Genomic DNA, 15,882 nt, shown 5'->3' with positions numbered 1-15,882 from the left:
CACGCTTCAATCAGAATCCGGACCCGTTTTGACATGACAGAGCAAAAGACCCCACCTGTGGTGCTTGTGGACGGTTCGTCCTATTTATTCCGTGCATATCATGCACTTCCACCACTGACTACCAGCAAGAACCACCCTACTGGCGCCATTAAAGGCGTTATCGCAATGATCCGACGCCTCGACCAGGATTTTCCCGGATCAAAAGTCGTTGTGGTATTCGATGCCAAAGGCAAAACCTTCCGCCACGACCTGTATGAAGAGTATAAGGCCAACCGGCCACCCATGCCGGAAGACCTGGCCATACAGATTGAACCCATTCACCAGATGGTACGAGCCATGGGGCTTCCGCTGTTGATCGTGGATGGCGTGGAGGCCGACGATGTTATTGGTACCCTGGCCAACGAAGCGACCAGCAAGGGCATTGACGTAGTAGTTTCAACCGGCGACAAGGATATGGCGCAATTGGTGAGCGACCACGTAACACTGATCAATACCATGACCGAAGTCCACATGGACCGGGACGGCGTTGTGGAAAAGTTCGGCGTTCGTCCGGACCAGATAATTGACTACCTGGCACTGGTCGGCGACAAAGTGGACAACATTCCAGGCGTGAACAAGTGCGGTCCAAAAACAGCCGTAAAATGGCTCACAGCATACGACACCCTTGATGGGGTTATAGAGCATGCAGGCGAGATTAAAGGCAAGATTGGCGAGTATTTGCGTGATGCAATCGACACCCTGCCCCTGAGCCGGGAGCTGGCCACTATCAAAATGGATGTGGAGCTGGAATTTGGCCTTGAAGACCTCGAGGAACGGCAGCAAAACGATGAAGAGCTGCTCGAATTGTTCAGAGAATACGAACTTCGCGGCTGGACTGCCGAACTGGAAACCAAAGCCCCGGAAGCCGTTTTGGAAGGTGCAAGCAAGGAACCTGAAGCGCCCAGTGACACCGCGGCCCCAGCACCAAAAGAAAAGCGCTACAGCGTCATTACCAACCAGAAAGAGCTAGACGACTGGGTATCAAGGCTGAAAAACTCCGAACTGTTCGCTTTTGATACAGAAACAACAAGCCTGAAGTACATGAGTGCCGAAGTGGTAGGTGTGTCTTTTGCCATCGAGGCGGGCGAAGCAGCCTACGTGCCCTTTGGCCATGATTACATGGGCGCCCCGGAGCAGCTTGATCGTAATGACGTTCTGGCCCAGCTAAAGCCCTTGCTCGAAGATCCTGACCTGAAGAAGGTTGGCCAGAACCTGAAGTACGATAAAAACGTGCTCGCCAACCATGACATCTGTCTGGAAGGCATCGCCGAAGACACCATGGTGGAGTCTTACGTGCTGAATTCCGTGTCATCTCGTCACGATATGGACACCCTGGCCCGAAACTATCTGGGCGAGGAAACCATCACATTTGAATCCATAGCAGGCAAAGGCGCCAAACAGCTCACCTTTAATCAGCTGGACCTTGAAAAAGCAGGTCCATATGCCGCTGAAGATGCGGACATCACCTTGCGCCTGCACCAGGTGCTGCGCCCGCAACTGGCTGAGATTGGCAAGCTCCAGTCAGTCTATGAAAACATTGACCTACCTCTGGTGCCGGTGCTGTCTCGCATGGAACAACGCGGTACATTGATCCGCGCAAGTACTCTGCGGCAGCATAGCCAGGAATTGGCAGAGCGGATGGCAGAGCTGGAAAAAGAAGCCCACGAAGTTGCTGGCGAAAACTTCAACCTGGCCTCACCAAAGCAATTACAGGCCATCTTCTACGGGAAGATGGGGCTTCCGGTCATCAAAAAAACACCCAAAGGCGCCCCCTCTACTGCCGAACCCGTATTGCAGGAACTGGCCCACGAACACGAGCTGCCGAGGCTGATTCTGGAACACCGCAGCCTTAGCAAACTGAAGTCCACCTATACGGACACCTTGCCAGAGTTGATCCATCACCGCACCGGCCGTGTGCACACCTCGTATCATCAGGCCGTGACAGCCACCGGCAGGCTATCGTCTTCTGAACCCAACCTGCAGAATATTCCTATCCGGACAGCCCAGGGCAGGCGCATTCGCCAGGCCTTTATAGCCGAGAAGGGCTACAAGCTTCTGGCGGCGGATTATTCCCAGATTGAACTGCGCATTATGGCGCACCTTTCCGGCGACAAAGGCATGCTGACTGCCTTTGAGAAAGGCGAAGACATCCACAAAGCGACTGCCGCTGAAGTCTTCGGAGTAGCACTGGACGACGTAGACAGCGATCAGCGCCGTAGCGCCAAAGCCATTAACTTTGGTTTGATCTACGGCATGTCTGCCTTCGGGCTCGCCCGGCAACTGGATGTCACCCGTGGCGTAGCGCAGGAGTACATTGACCGCTACTTCGAGCGTTACCCGGGTGTCCTCAAGTACATGGACAACATACGCAAGCAGGCCCATGACGATGGCTATGTTGAAACCCTGTTTGGTCGACGCCTGTACCTGCCAGAGATCAATGCCCGCAACAAACAGCTGCAGCAAGCCGCTGAGCGCACAGCGATCAACGCTCCCATGCAAGGCACAGCGGCGGACATCATTAAACTGGCAATGATCGAGGTGGAACGTTGGCTGCTCGCAGAGCATCCCGATACCGCTCGCATGACCATGCAGGTGCACGACGAACTGATTCTTGAGGTGAAGGAAGAAGCCGTAGATGAAATTCGCGAAGGGCTGATCAAGCGTATGTCCGGCGCGGCGAAGCTTGCAGTGCCGCTGTTAGTGGAAGCAGGTGTGGGTGATAACTGGGATCAGGCACACTGAACAAAAACGCCCGGCGAGAGAACTCGACCGGGCGTTTTTATTGCCTGTTAGCTAAGTCTTCACCTGAGAGGTTTAGAAGGCTTTGCTGACCTGCAAGGAAGCACTCCAGGCGCTTAGTTCGTACTCGCCCTTATAGTTGGACGCACCTGCATTTGGGTCTTTTTGGTCCGGTGCAGCATGGAGGTATGAGTACTCATCAACCTTCGGGTCGTCAGTAAACAGCAAGGTACCAACGGCCGCATCAACGGTCCAACCGTTATCAACGCTCTTCCACTGGCCACCCAGTGTCAGCCAGTGCCGGTCGCTTGATGGGATTCGAGCTGTCAGATAGTTGTCGACAGGCGACTCATCCCAAGCATAACCAGCCTTCAACGCCCACTCTGGAGTTACCTGCCAGATTGAACCGACGTTAAATTGCCAAGTGTTCTTCCACTTTTCGGTGATGTGGGTAATGACTTCGTTGCCGGTGACACTGGAAACTGCCCCGGTTCCGCCTTCGCGGCTGATGATATCCAGCTCCTCGAAGCGGCTCCACCTGGAGTATGACGCGCCAGCCAACAGCGTTACTGTGTCGTTTAACTGGTGACGAGCACCGACAGTAATGCTTTCAGGAATCGCGAGAGGCACTCGAACAGCTTCGCTTGCTGCAGCTTGAGCGCCAGTTGGCAGCGTTTGGGTGCCGAAAGCTCCCAAGTTGTAGTCTGCTGTCTGCGGCAACCCAGAGATTTCAGCATCTCCTTTCAATTCAAACTCAGTACCTGTCTGAGCAGTCAAACCAAACTGGGTCCGATCCGACAGCTCATACAGAAAACCTACACGGAAATTAACCGCGATATCATTACCCTCAATATCCGCGTAGCCTTCCTCAAAAGCTGAAGGAGCAGCAAGACCTAAATCCGCAGGTGTCATCCCCGTCCCTTGAAGACCGCTTTCTATTTGCGCATATCCTTGCTGCCAACGACCATATATACCCGAGTAATCTTGGAATTTGGTTAGCTTGCCTTCTGCGTACATAATGTTAAGCCCAAGGCCCATGGATAGGCCTTTACCGTTATTCACAGAGATCGCTGGCGAAAACGAAATTACGGTCAGTTCAGTCTTGTCCGCGAAATAACGCCCAGCAAAATCATCATCATAGTCAGCGGCGAGGCCATATGGCGCATGAAAACCAAAGCCCACATCGATCGAGTCGTTGATTTCATGGGTCAGGTAAAAGTTAGGCAGGAAGGCTGGATCTGCAATATCACCACCAGTACCACCATTAACTGGCCCGCCCAATGTGTTCGTGGCACTGGCACTCTTGGCCTCAGCCTTAATATCAAGAACAGCCGCGCCAAAAGAGATATTCGTGCCCTTGAGCTGGCTCATGCCCGCAGGGTTAAACAAAACTGTCGTTGCGTTCTCAGGGTTGGCAACAGCACCGGCGTTAGCAACGCCCATGGCACTTGCGCTTTGTTCGTTCAGGGAAAAACCGCCAGCGAAAACGCTGGCTGGGGCAGCTACTGCGGCCAGCGTGGCCAGCCGAATAGCACGAGTCAGAGGTGAAGATTTCATAACAGCGGTAACTCCTTTTTAATGTTGGGCGGAGTATACGCAGCTGGGGTTAGTGGTCTCAAATGCCAAAACTACTAATTTCAAAAGCTAACGAGTTTTGCCCCCTGGTGGGGTCAAGCATGTCAGCTATCCTGAATGGTCAATTTATCGACAGAAGACGACAATTTGTCCGCCCCCTGAGCATCGGCGCCCAACTTGATCATCAGGCGCAGATCGTTAGCTGAGTCGGCGTGAGCCAAAGCATCTTCGTAGGTAATAGAGCCTTCGGCATAGAGTTCATACAATGCCTGATCAAAGGTCCGCATACCGGATTCGTTAGATTTGGACATCAACTCCTTAAGCTTGTGAACCTCGCCTTTTCGGATAAGGTCGGCAACCAGTGGCGTATTGATCAGAACCTCAATAACCGCCTTGCGGCCTTTGCCGTCCGGCGTGGGAATCAACTGCTGCGCTACAATGGCCTTCAGGTTAAGGGACAAGTCCATCCAGATCTGGTTATGCTGCTCCGGCGGGAAAAACTGGATAATCCGGTCGAGTGCCTGGTTGGCGTTGTTCGCGTGGAGTGTCGCGAGGCAAAGATGCCCTGTTTCAGCAAATTGAACCGAATACTCCATGGTCTGGCGGGTACGCACCTCACCAATGAGAATAACGTCTGGTGCCTGTCGCAGCGTGTTTTTCAGCGCAACTTCAAAGCTCTCGGTATCAATGCCAACTTCCCGCTGGGTTACGATGCAGCCCTGGTGCTGGTGTACGAATTCAATCGGGTCTTCAATGGAAATGATGTGTCCACGGCTGTTACGGTTACGGTGCCCCAGCATGGCGGCCAGCGATGTTGACTTACCGGTGCCTGTGGCACCCACGAACATGATCAACCCGCGCTTGGTCATAGCCAGTTCTTTGACGATTTCCGGCAGCCCTAGTTCGTCGACCTGAGGAATCTTCACTTCAATCCGTCGCAGCACCATACCGCACAGGTTGCGCTGGAAGAACGCACTCACCCGGAAACGCCCTATACCCCGGGCGCTTATGGCAAAATTGCACTCGTGAGAATCCTCAAACTCTGCACGCTGCTTCTCGGTCATTGCACCGTATACCAAATCCCTGGTCTGCTCTGGCGTTAAAGCATTCTTGGTGACTGGTAGCACTTTACCGTGCACTTTCATGCTGGGCGGAACACCGGCAGTAATAAAGAGGTCTGACCCCCCTTTCTCTACCATGAGACGAAGCAGCTTTTCGAATTCCATCTTTATTTACCTATGTTCTTTACTAAGTGACTGCCCGATCAAAATCAGAAATTATCCGGCATTTTCGCCTTAAGCCTTGCAGCCTCACGGGAAATCAGGCCTTTCTGCAACAGGCGCTCCAGGCACTGATCCAGCGTCTGCATACCCAGGGAGCCACCCGTTTGAATGGATGAGTACATCTGGGCAATTTTATCTTCGCGAATCAGGTTCCGAATCGCAGAGGTACCAATCATAATTTCGTGCGCAGCTATACGGCCACCACCCATTTTCTTCATGAGCGTTTGGGAGATAACAGCTTGCAGCGATTCAGAAAGCATGGATCGCACCATGGATTTTTCCTGGGCCGGGAATACGTCTACCACCCGGTCGATGGTTTTTGCTGCTGAGGTGGTGTGCAGTGTTCCGAATACCAAGTGCCCTGTTTCTGCCGCAGTGAGGGCCAAACGGATGGTTTCCAGATCCCGAAGCTCACCAACCAGAATAATGTCGGGGTCTTCCCGCAATGCGGAACGCAGGGCTTCGTTAAAGCCCAGAGTATCCCGGTGCACTTCCCGCTGGTTGACCAAGCATTTCTTGGAGTCGTGCACAAATTCGATTGGGTCTTCTACAGTGAGAATGTGCTCGTAGCGCGTATCGTTTATGTAGTCCACCATCGCTGCCAGAGTGGTGGACTTACCAGAACCTGTCGGCCCGGTTACCAAAACCAGCCCACGGGGAACTGAGGCAATATCCTTGAACACCTGACCCATGCCAAGGTCTTCCATAGTCAGAACTTTCGAGGGGATGGTACGGAAAACGGCACCTGCGCCCCGATTCTGATTAAAGGCGTTAACACGAAAGCGTGCGACACCGGGTACTTCGAAGGAAAAGTCCGTTTCCAGGAACTCCTCGTAGTCCTTGCGCTGCTTGTCGTTCATGATGTCGTAGATAAGCCCATGAACTTCTTTGTGTTCCAGGGGCGGAAGGTTGATACGGCGAACATCACCGTCAACACGAATCATCGGGGGCAGGCCGGCGGAAAGATGCAAGTCAGACGCACCCTGTTTCGCCGAGAAGGCAAGCAGTTCAGTAATATCCATACAAGTCCTCGGAGGGCTTACTCTTTAATCCAGGTAGCGCCTGTCTGGCATGACTCTACTCCGATCACTTGGCATTTCAGTGACCTGCGAGTAACGTGTCGCCATATAATGGGCAGACCAAACGCGACTATTTCATACTATGAGCAGCATAGCAGACAACCTCGGGAGCGTAACCCGACGCATACAAAAAGCAACATTGCAGGCAGGCCGCGATGCCGGTTCTGTGAGCCTGTTGGCGGTCAGTAAGACCCGCTCGGCAGAGGAACTCAGAGAAGCCGCCACTGCAGGCCAGCTGGCTTTCGGGGAAAACTACCTTCAGGAAGCTCTCGACAAAATGTCAGAGCTCAGCGACCTGGCCGATATTGAATGGCATTTCATTGGCCCTATTCAATCCAACAAAACACGGCAAATCGCCGCGGCTTTTTCCTGGGTTCATAGCGTTGACCGCCTGAAAGTTGCAAGACGCCTGAGCGAGCAAAGAGAAACCGGCCTGCCCCCATTGAATATTTGCCTTCAGGTCAACATTAACAATGAGCAGAGTAAATCCGGGTGCCGGCCAGAGGAACTGCCGGAACTGGTTTCAGAGATAAGCCAGCTGCCGGGGCTCACGCTCAGAGGGCTTATGGCCATACCAGATCCGGACCAGAGCGAGACCGGCTTGAGGCAGAGTTTCCGAATGCTTGCAAATGCATTGAAAGAGCTAAAGCGAGACTTTCCGGAAGCCGGGCCACTGGACACTTTATCCATGGGCATGTCCGGGGATCTCGAAACGGCAATCGCAGAAGGCTCTACCTGTGTCCGCATTGGCACAGCCGTCTTTGGCGAGCGCTCCCGGAAGAGCTGAACAGGCCCGTACCTGCTATTATCGGAACCGGAATACAACCGAATAACCGCTGGAGCAAACCTTGAGCAAATCACCAACCATTTCGTTCATCGGTGCAGGCAACATGGCCAGTGCCATTATTGGCGGCATGCTGGATAGCGGCTTCAAAGCCAGCAGCATTTGGGCCAGTGCGCCGGACGACGGACACCTGCAATCCATTCGCAAGCGCTTTGGAATCAGCGTGACAACCGATAACCGCTACTGCGCGCAGCAGGCAGATATAGTGGTGCTCGCGGTTAAACCCCAGGCCATGGCCGACGTATGTCGCGACATAGCCCCCATCGCTCAGAACACTCGCCCGCTGATGGTTTCCATAGCAGCTGGCCTTGGCGCCGATACTCTTGATGAGTGGCTGGGCGGCGGCTTGCCCATTGTACGAGTCATGCCCAACACGCCCTCGCTGGTGGGTAAGGGCGCTGCAGGTCTATTCGCCAGCGAAAGCGTCACCAGCGCCCAGAAAAAGGCTGTGCAATCGGTTTTTGAAGGCATCGGCCTTGCAGTATGGGTTGAGGATGAAGCGTTGCTTCACGGCGTAACAGCCCTTTCCGGTAGCGGCCCCGCTTATTTCTTTCTGATGCTGGAAGCTCTGGAGGCCGCAGCAACAGACGCCGGCGTAAACCCTGCAACCGCCCGCCAGCTTGCCATTCAAACCATGGCAGGCGCCGCTGAAATGGCCGCCAAGAGCGAGCAGGATCCAGCGCAACTGAAGAAGAACGTGATGTCTCCGGGCGGAACAACTGAACAGGCGGTGCATACCTTCGAAGAGGGCGGCATGCGCGAACTGGTTAAAAAAGCGTATAACGCTGCGTACAAGCGCTCGGAAGAAATGGCCAAAGAACTGGCTGGCAAAGATTAAAACAGTCACTGACAACGGAGAACAGGTTACATGCTGGCAGACATCCTGATTACGATCCTGCTGATCGCGTCCACGTTTTACATGACCATAATTCTGCTGCGTTTTTTGCTGCAACTGGCTCGAGCTGATTTCTATAACCCGATCTCCCAGTTCGCAGTGAAAGCAACAAACCCCTTGCTTCGCCCTATGCGCCGGATTATTCCTGGCTGGGGCGGCATTGACGGTGCGGCACTGGTACTGGCGGTTCTCATTCAGGCAGTCGTATTCTTCCTGATTCTTGTAGCCCTCAACGGCGGCATACCATCCATAAACCCGCTCATACTCTTGGTTTGGGGCGTTATCGCAGTACTGGAACTGATCGTGAAGATTTACTTTTGGTCGGTTATCGCTGTAGTGGTTGTCAGCTGGATTGCCCCGGGAAGCAGCCACCCCGCCATTCAGCTTGTCGCACAAATCACAGAGCCCGTTATGCGCCCCGTGCGCAATTTGATGCCGTCCATGGGCGGTTTGGACCTGTCACCTATTATCGTTTTTCTGATTCTGAACGTTATCACGGTTGTTATTGGCCACATGAAAATGGCTGTCGGCCTTGGAGCCATTGGGCTGGGAATGTAGGTCACGTCTCAAATCAACAATCTGTAACAGTTCTCCACAAAAATCCTGAATCTTGCGCCGCATCATCAACCTGTTGATTTTGCGGCTTTTTTCATTAAACTCCTGCCACCAACTGCTACATACCAAAAATCGCCTGACTCCAAACATTGCGGGAACAGGTTAGTATTAACAGTAATTAATTAATTCGTCCATCATGCGGAGCCCGGTTTAGCTAGCCGGGGGAATGCCGGAAGTGGTGCAGAGGGAATATCCGATGAGTCTTCAGGGAAACCTTACCCAGCAGGTAGAAGCCTACCATAACTGGAAAAAAGAGCTGATCCGCCAGATCGGCCGTTACCGGCTGTGGCTTCAGGACAACAACCTGTTCTCTGATGATATCAGTGCACGGATTCGTCATGGGCTTGAACTGCTTGTTGAAGACGAGCTTACCATTGCATTTGTTGGTGAGTACTCTCGTGGCAAAACGGAACTCATAAACGCTCTGTTCTTCTCTGACTTTGGCCAGCGCATGTTGCCTTCACAGGCCGGGCGCACAACCATGTGCCCTACTGAGTTATTCTTTGATCGCAGCGCCAACGAAAACTACCTACTGCTGCTTCCCATCGAAACCCGCACCGGCGAATTGTCACTGCAGCAACTACGCAAGCAACCAGAGCGTTGGGTTAAGCACGAACTGGATGAGCGCGACCCTGAAATCATGCGCGAGGTTCTGGGCGAAGTAGCTCGAGTGAAAAGCGTTTCCCCCGGAGAGGCACGCGCTCTGGGCTTTGATGAAAGTATGCTGGAGCAAGACCGCAACAATCCCGGCAAGGTTCTGATTCCTGCCTGGCGCAATGCACAGATCAGTATCCGCCACCCCCTGTTTGAACGCGGATTGCGGATTCTCGACACACCGGGCCTGAACGCACTCGGCTCCGAGCCAGAGCTCACAATCAGCATGCTCCCGCGCGCGCACGCTATTATCTTCGTGCTAAGTGCCGATACTGGCGTTACCGCCAGCGATATGACTATCTGGAAGGAATACATTGATACCGAGCATGCCGACCACCGTGCCGGTCGCTTTGCGGTACTGAACAAGATTGATGTGCTGTGGGACGACCTGCAGGGCGAGAAGCACACACACGATGCTATCGAGCGGGTGCGTGGCTATACCGCAGATCATCTGGGCATCCGCCAACAAGATGTCATCCCTTTGTCGGCAAAACAGGGATTGGTTGCCAGAGTCCGGAAAGATTCTGATCTTTTCGCCCGCTCCAACATTGGCAATCTTGAGCAGCTGATTATTCAGCGCATCCTGATGCATAAAGAGCAGCTGATCACCCAAAGCCTGATCAACGATCTGCTGGGTATGCTGCAAAATAGCCAGGCCGCCATGCAGAACCGGCTTGACTCTCTTGACGAAGAATTCAAGGCCTGCTCCGGCGTGACCATGGACAAAGCGGCCCTTGCTCGCTTGGCCGACCGCTCCCAGAAAGATTACGACTTTTACTATAAAAAGCTGATCACGCTGCGCTCAAGCCGCCGACTCATGGCATCTCAAGGCGATATGCTGAAAAAGCTGGTAGACGAAGACCGGTTTGAAGCTCATGCCGAAAAAATCCGGAAATCCATGACAAAAAGCTGGACGACGGCGGGCATGAACAACGCCATGGAACAGTTTTTCGAGCTGCTTGAGGGCGACTTCAGCAACCTTCTCAGTGAGGGTCGCCTTGCCGAGAAGATGGTTGGTGCCATTTACCGTCGCTACAACGAAGATACCCGTGCCCGCCACCTGGAGCCTATTCCTCTTCGCGCCGGCCGCCATGTTATTGCTATAAGAGAACTGCGCAAAAAAGCCCGACGCTTCCGCGCCAGCCCCAAAAACCTGCTGACTGAGCAGTCCGTCCTGGTACAACGTTTTTTCAATGTCATGGTGAGCGAAGCCAGAACCCTGCATGCTCGTGTACGCGCAGATGTAGAGCGCTGGCCTTCAGAAGCCCTGCTACCGATCATGCAGTACTCCATGGAGCAAAAACAGTTACTGGAACATCAAATCCGTCGCCTTAGGGATATGGTGAGAAGCGATCGTGACAGCCGCACCGAGCGCGAACGGCTCCACAACACTATCACTGATTTGCGCCGTCAACTGGAATTGGCGGATGCCATGCAGCGTCAAATCCGCAAGCCTGCACCAACCATGATCCAGCAAAAAGTGGTCAATATTTCAGGCGGGTTCTAGCCCGCCGCTTGACCCTCGTACAGTCTGTCGGTTGCAGGTATGACGACCCGCCTTTAAACTGCTCTGCTGGTACAGGCGTTTGCCCTTGCCAGCAAAGTAGTTTTCTAACGGACCGAACCAGGAACCTGCCGCGCCAATGCCCGATTCCCTGCCTGTGGATTCTGTCGGGGTAGTCACCCCGCAGACGTACCATTTTGAAACGCCCATTGAACTGGCGTGCGGCCAAACGCTGGAGCGCTATGATCTGGTAGTTGAGACCTATGGCGAACTTAACGCCGATCGCAGCAATGCTGTGCTCATCTGCCATGCCTTGAGCGGGCACCACCACGCCGCCGGCTACCATTCTATGGACGACCGCAAGCCCGGCTGGTGGGATACTTGCATAGGCCCCGGCAAGCCCGTTGATACCAATCGGTTTTTTGTAGTGTGCCTCAACAACCTGGGTGGTTGCCATGGCAGCACCGGCCCCATCTCGACCAACCCTGCCACAGGCAAGCCTTACGGCCCGGATTTTCCCGTAGTCACCGTTGGCGACTGGGTTAAAAGCCAGGCACTGCTGGCGGACCGCCTCGGAATTGACTGCTGGGCAGCGGTAGTAGGTGGCTCTCTGGGCGGCATGCAGGCACTGCAATGGAGTCTGGACTATCCGGACAGGCTGAAACATGCCGTGGCCATTGCCTCCAGTCCACGCCTCACAGCTCAGAACATTGCCTTTAATGAGGTAGCGCGCCAGGCAATCACCTCGGACCGTGAATTCCATGATGGCCGCTACTTTGATTTCGACACCCTGCCCCGCCGCGGGCTGATGCTGGCGCGAATGGTAGGCCACATCACTTATCTCTCCGATGCCTCCATGGGAGAGAAATTTGGCCGCGAATTACGAGATCAGGCTTACAAATTTGGTTACGATGCCGAGTTCCAGGTTGAAAGCTACCTCCGCTATCAGGGCGAGCGCTTCTCTGAAGTCTTCGACGCCAACACCTATCTACTGATGACCCGCGCACTGGATTATTTCGACCCCGCCTATGAGTTTGGCGGAGATTTGTCCAAGGCCATGGCTGAAGCCAGCTGTGAGTTTCTGGTGCTTTCGTTCAGCACAGACTGGCGCTTCACTCCGGCCCGTTCAGAAGAGATGGTAAACGCCATGATCGCAGCTCGGCGGAAGGTAAGTTATGCAGAAATTGACGCACCTTGGGGCCACGATGCATTCCTGATCCCAACCCCTCGCTATACTGATATCTTTACCGCATACATGGACCGTGTTGCCAGAGAGGTGGGCGCATGAGAGCGGATCTTGAAATCATCCAGCAATGGGTAAAGCCTGGCCACCATGTACTGGACCTTGGTTGTGGTGACGGCACCTTGCTCGATTACCTCAAGCGGGAACGCAATGCCACAGGGTTTGGTCTGGAAATTAACCCCGACCACATAACTACCTGCATGAACCGCGGTGTTTCAGTGATCGAACAGAACCTGGATACCCAGGGCCTGGACAACTTTGAAGACAACAGCTTCGATATTGTATTGATGACGCAGGCACTGCAGGCAGTTCGCCGCCCAGACAAGGTGCTGGATGAAATGCTGCGTCTTGGCGACGAAGGCATAGTGACCTTCCCCAACTTCGCACACTGGCGACTGCGCTGGGGGCTGGCTCTTAGCGGCCGCATGCCCGAATCAGACGCATTACCCTATAAGTGGTACAACACCCCCAACATACGGTTATGTACCTTCAAGGATTTTGAAGCCCTGTGCCGCGAGAAAGGCATTCGCATCAAAAGCCGTCGCGTAGTGGACGGTCAGCACCAGAACAACTGGCTGGCGCGTTTCTGGCCGAACCTGTTGGGTGAGATCGCGATCTACCGCATTACCCGGGAGAAAACGTAATGAAAACCAGAGCCCTGCACAACATTATTGCCATGGCAGCAGCCGCATTCCTGGCCGCCCTTGTGAGCCTTCCCGCTTTGGCCGGATCGGAAGATTTCGGAGACTATCAGGTTCACTGGAGCGTGTTTCCAAGCACCTTTCTTACACCTGAAGTCGCAAAGGCCAACAACCTTCAGCGCAGCAGAAGTATTGGCGTCGTTAACATTTCCATTATGCAGGAAGACGCAAACGGGACTATTAAACCCGTACCCGGTCAGGTGGAAGGCAAGGTTTCAAACGACATTCAGCAAGTAAAGTTTCTGGCCTTTCGCAGAATACAGGAAGGCGACTCCGTGTACTTTATTGCCCAGTACCAGTACTCATCTGGTGAGCTGATGACATTCAACGTTACCGCTCGCCCTACCGGGCATAAACAGGACTTACCGGTACGTTTTGCCCACACTCTTTTTGGCGACTGAGCAGACCATGCCCGAGCAACTTGTTATTGCCAGTAACAACAAAGGCAAAATCAGCGAATTTACCCAACTTCTTGCGCCACTGGATCTTATTCCAGTGCCCCAAGGCGAACTAGGGGTGAGCGAAGCTGAAGAGCCAGCCGTTACCTTTGTGGAGAACGCCATTCTTAAAGCGCGCCACGCCGCCCGTGAAACCGGTTTGCCGGCACTGGCTGATGATAGCGGCCTGGCGGTAGACGCACTGGGCGGCGCACCGGGGGTTCGCTCCGCACGTTACGCCGGGGCTGGCGCTTCCGATACGGATAATCTTAACGCACTCCTGGAAGCCATGAAGGACGTGCCCGACGGCCAGCGCAACGCACAATTCCACTGTGTTCTCGTGTATCTGCGCCACGCAGACGACCCCACTCCCATTGTGTGCCATGGACGTTGGCCAGGCACGATTCTCAGGGCACCCAGAGGCGACGGTGGTTTTGGCTACGATCCCATCTTTCTTTGCCCGGAAAAGAACTGCAGCGCTTCTGAGCTGAGCCGGGATGAGAAGAACCGGGTCAGTCACCGCGGCCGCGCCTTGGCATTGCTTATGGAACAGCTCAAGGCTGAGGCCTGAGTTCCTTGGCCACTTTCACACCCGAGCCGGTCACGCCACCCCTTAGCCTGTACATTCACGTACCCTGGTGCGTGCGCAAATGTCCCTACTGCGATTTCAATTCCCACGCTGTTCAGAACGACATACCTGAATCCGCCTACCTTAATGCCCTGTTTGAAGACATTGACCAGGACCTCCCACTGGCGTCGGGCCGAACTGTAGAAACCGTATTTATCGGGGGTGGTACACCCTCACTGATGAGTGGCGCATTTTACCAAAAACTTTTCAAAGGACTGCGGGAGCGACTGGCCTTTGCAGCCGAGGCAGAAATCACCCTCGAAGCTAACCCGGGCACTCTGGAAGAAGGCCGGTTCGAGGCCTTCCGCGGCGCCGGCATCAACCGTTTATCTATCGGTGTGCAAAGCTTCAACCCGGCACACCTGAAAGCCCTTGGCCGAATTCATGACAGCACGGCAGCACATAGAGCGATCGAGTCTGCCCAAAAGGCCGGCTTCGACAACTTCAATCTGGACTTGATGCACGGCCTACCCGGCCAAACTCCAAACGAGGCGTTGGAAGATCTCAGGGCCGCAATGAGCCATGAACCGCCTCATTTATCCTGGTATCAGCTCACGCTGGAGCCGAATACAGAGTTTTACAGCCGACCACCAGACTTGCCAGACGACGAACTACTCTGGGAAATTGCCCAGCGCGGTAGTGAGTTTCTGTACCAGCACGGCTTCAGCGACTACGAGGTGTCTGCCTGGTGCCAGCAAGGCAAGGCCTCAAGGCACAACCTCAACTACTGGACCTTCGGGGATTATCTGGCGCTAGGTGCAGGAGGGCACGGCAAAATCAGCCTTCCCGACGGCACCATAAAGCGCTACTGGAAAACACGTCAGCCAGAGGCCTACCTCAACCGGATCGGCAGTCGTACCGCCGGAAGCGACACGATAGGAGTGGCAGAACTCCCTCTGGAGTTCCTGATGAACGCTCTGCGCCTGCGCGAAGGGGTGGATGAACGCCTTTTCTATAAGCGAACGGGTTTACCCTTGTCATCCATTGAGGTACAACTTCAGTCGTTGCGTGATGATAAATTGCTGACGGATGACCGGCTTCAAGCCACCGGCTTGGGGCAAAGGTATCTCAACAGCCTGTTGGAGCGTTTTCTGTAATGGACACGGCAAAACGATTGTTGGCTTTCTCCAAAGTTCTGAAAGGCTGCCTGATAGCAACGGTGGTGTTACTCGCTGTGCTAATACTGATTAATCAGCCTCTGAAAACCGGGGCTGCGCATCAGGGCATTGTGAGCTTTCAGTTAGCGGGTGGTGCTGAGCAAGCGCTGGCGATTGTACAAAGCTGGGGAGAGGAGGGTTTGCAGTGGGCCAAACTGTCTCTTTGGCTCGATTTCTTTTTCATCCCGATCTACTGCCTGACCCTGATTCTGCTAACCCGACACTGCACTCTCGACCGGCCAGGCGTTCGTGAACAAACCGCCGCACGCTGGGTCAGGGCACTGTTTATTGTTGCCGGCGTGGCGGATGCGACAGAGAATGTCTTGCTGCTGAATAACCTGGAGGCGCCCACGGATGCCATTAGCCTTGCGGCCACCATCAGTTCCCTGGCCAAATTCACGGCCCTTACACTAGGCCTTGCAGGGCTTGTGATTATCCGTGCAGCCCGGCGCCATCCATTAGCGCCGGGGTAGCTGCTCAGGCGTGAAA

Annotated in this window: 14 protein-coding genes; 11 read left to right on the top strand and 3 right to left on the bottom strand. The window is 54.2% G+C overall.

The annotated features are described in order from the left end of the window. The first annotated feature begins 33 nt into the window (after positions 1–33). Entirely contained in the window at positions 34–2,781 is a 2,748-nt protein-coding gene (gene polA / locus FE848_RS12505; RefSeq protein ID WP_200203452.1) for a DNA polymerase I, read from the top strand. A gap of 72 nt (positions 2,782–2,853) precedes the next feature. On the opposite strand, the gene FE848_RS12500 is transcribed toward polA, so the two are convergent. The 3 genes from FE848_RS12500 to FE848_RS12490 all read right to left on the bottom strand — a co-directional run bounded on the left by FE848_RS12500 (position 2,854) and on the right by FE848_RS12490 (position 6,658). Continuing rightward, the gene (locus FE848_RS12500; RefSeq protein ID WP_200203449.1) at positions 2,854–4,335 is read right to left on the bottom strand and encodes an OmpP1/FadL family transporter; all 1,482 of its coding nucleotides are present in this window, start codon (positions 4,333–4,335) and stop codon (positions 2,854–2,856) included. A 122-nt stretch (positions 4,336–4,457) separates the two neighbouring features. After that, positions 4,458–5,579 (bottom strand): PilT/PilU family type 4a pilus ATPase, encoded by a 1,122-nt coding sequence (locus FE848_RS12495; RefSeq protein ID WP_200203447.1) that lies wholly within the window; start codon positions 5,577–5,579, stop codon positions 4,458–4,460. A gap of 44 nt (positions 5,580–5,623) precedes the next feature. After that, entirely contained in the window at positions 5,624–6,658 is a 1,035-nt protein-coding gene (locus FE848_RS12490) for a type IV pilus twitching motility protein PilT (protein ID WP_200203444.1), read from the bottom strand. A gap of 139 nt (positions 6,659–6,797) precedes the next feature. Between FE848_RS12490 and FE848_RS12485 the strand changes: the two genes are divergently transcribed. The 10 genes from FE848_RS12485 (at position 6,798) to FE848_RS12440 (ending at position 15,866) form a co-directional block, all read left to right on the top strand. Then, on the top strand, positions 6,798–7,502 hold the full coding sequence (locus FE848_RS12485; protein WP_200203441.1) for a YggS family pyridoxal phosphate-dependent enzyme: 705 nt from the start codon (positions 6,798–6,800) through the stop codon (positions 7,500–7,502). A gap of 61 nt (positions 7,503–7,563) precedes the next feature. After that, positions 7,564–8,397: a pyrroline-5-carboxylate reductase gene (proC, locus tag FE848_RS12480; protein WP_200203439.1), complete on the top strand. Its 834-nt coding sequence runs from the start codon at positions 7,564–7,566 to the stop codon at positions 8,395–8,397. Between the two features lie 30 nt (positions 8,398–8,427). Continuing rightward, on the top strand, positions 8,428–9,012 hold the full coding sequence (locus tag FE848_RS12475) for a YggT family protein (RefSeq protein ID WP_200203436.1): 585 nt from the start codon (positions 8,428–8,430) through the stop codon (positions 9,010–9,012). Positions 9,013–9,265: 253 nt separating this feature from the next. After that, complete coding sequence (locus FE848_RS12470; RefSeq protein ID WP_200203433.1) at positions 9,266–11,230, top strand: dynamin family protein; 1,965 nt, start codon at positions 9,266–9,268, stop codon at positions 11,228–11,230. 136 nt (positions 11,231–11,366) lie between these two features. Further along, positions 11,367–12,515, top strand: a complete 1,149-nt coding sequence (metX, locus tag FE848_RS12465; protein ID WP_200203423.1) for a homoserine O-succinyltransferase MetX — start codon at positions 11,367–11,369, stop codon at positions 12,513–12,515. Continuing rightward, entirely contained in the window at positions 12,512–13,114 is a 603-nt protein-coding gene (gene metW, locus FE848_RS12460; RefSeq protein WP_200203419.1) for a methionine biosynthesis protein MetW, read from the top strand. The genes metX and metW overlap by 4 nt, the downstream gene beginning before the upstream one ends. Positions 13,115–13,146: 32 nt before the next feature. Further along, positions 13,147–13,572, top strand: a complete 426-nt coding sequence (locus tag FE848_RS12455) for a DUF4426 domain-containing protein (RefSeq protein WP_265091933.1) — start codon at positions 13,147–13,149, stop codon at positions 13,570–13,572. Between the two features lie 7 nt (positions 13,573–13,579). Further along, positions 13,580–14,179, top strand: coding sequence for an RdgB/HAM1 family non-canonical purine NTP pyrophosphatase (gene rdgB, locus FE848_RS12450; protein WP_200203414.1), 600 nt, complete (start codon positions 13,580–13,582; stop codon positions 14,177–14,179). Between the two features lie 5 nt (positions 14,180–14,184). After that, on the top strand, positions 14,185–15,333 hold the full coding sequence (hemW, locus tag FE848_RS12445) for a radical SAM family heme chaperone HemW (RefSeq protein WP_200203412.1): 1,149 nt from the start codon (positions 14,185–14,187) through the stop codon (positions 15,331–15,333). Beyond that, entirely contained in the window at positions 15,333–15,866 is a 534-nt protein-coding gene (locus tag FE848_RS12440) for a hypothetical protein (RefSeq protein WP_200203410.1), read from the top strand. The genes hemW and FE848_RS12440 overlap by 1 nt, the downstream gene beginning before the upstream one ends. The last annotated feature ends 16 nt before the right edge of the window (positions 15,867–15,882 follow it).

This window comes from Marinobacter sp. 1-3A (assembly GCF_016597775.1).
In the GTDB taxonomy this organism is placed as follows: domain Bacteria; phylum Pseudomonadota; class Gammaproteobacteria; order Pseudomonadales; family Oleiphilaceae; genus Marinobacter; species Marinobacter xiaoshiensis.
Note: the sequence above shows the minus strand (reverse complement) of the source record. Positions and strands in the feature narration are given on the sequence as shown.

Excerpts from the sequence above, each read along its gene's own strand:
- polA (WP_200203452.1), top strand. The coding sequence starts at position 34 with ATGACAGAGCAAAAGACCCCACCTGTGGTGCTTGTGGACGGTTCGTCC.
- FE848_RS12500 (WP_200203449.1), bottom strand. The coding sequence starts at position 4,335 with ATGAAATCTTCACCTCTGACTCGTGCTATTCGGCTGGCCACGCTGGCC.
- FE848_RS12495 (WP_200203447.1), bottom strand. The coding sequence starts at position 5,579 with ATGGAATTCGAAAAGCTGCTTCGTCTCATGGTAGAGAAAGGGGGGTCA.
- FE848_RS12490 (WP_200203444.1), bottom strand. The coding sequence starts at position 6,658 with ATGGATATTACTGAACTGCTTGCCTTCTCGGCGAAACAGGGTGCGTCT.
- FE848_RS12485 (WP_200203441.1), top strand. The coding sequence starts at position 6,798 with ATGAGCAGCATAGCAGACAACCTCGGGAGCGTAACCCGACGCATACAA.
- FE848_RS12475 (WP_200203436.1), top strand. The coding sequence starts at position 8,428 with ATGCTGGCAGACATCCTGATTACGATCCTGCTGATCGCGTCCACGTTT.
- FE848_RS12470 (WP_200203433.1), top strand. The coding sequence starts at position 9,266 with ATGAGTCTTCAGGGAAACCTTACCCAGCAGGTAGAAGCCTACCATAAC.
- metX (WP_200203423.1), top strand. The coding sequence starts at position 11,367 with ATGCCCGATTCCCTGCCTGTGGATTCTGTCGGGGTAGTCACCCCGCAG.
- metW (WP_200203419.1), top strand. The coding sequence starts at position 12,512 with ATGAGAGCGGATCTTGAAATCATCCAGCAATGGGTAAAGCCTGGCCAC.
- FE848_RS12455 (WP_265091933.1), top strand. The coding sequence starts at position 13,147 with ATGGCAGCAGCCGCATTCCTGGCCGCCCTTGTGAGCCTTCCCGCTTTG.
- rdgB (WP_200203414.1), top strand. The coding sequence starts at position 13,580 with ATGCCCGAGCAACTTGTTATTGCCAGTAACAACAAAGGCAAAATCAGC.
- FE848_RS12440 (WP_200203410.1), top strand. The coding sequence starts at position 15,333 with ATGGACACGGCAAAACGATTGTTGGCTTTCTCCAAAGTTCTGAAAGGC.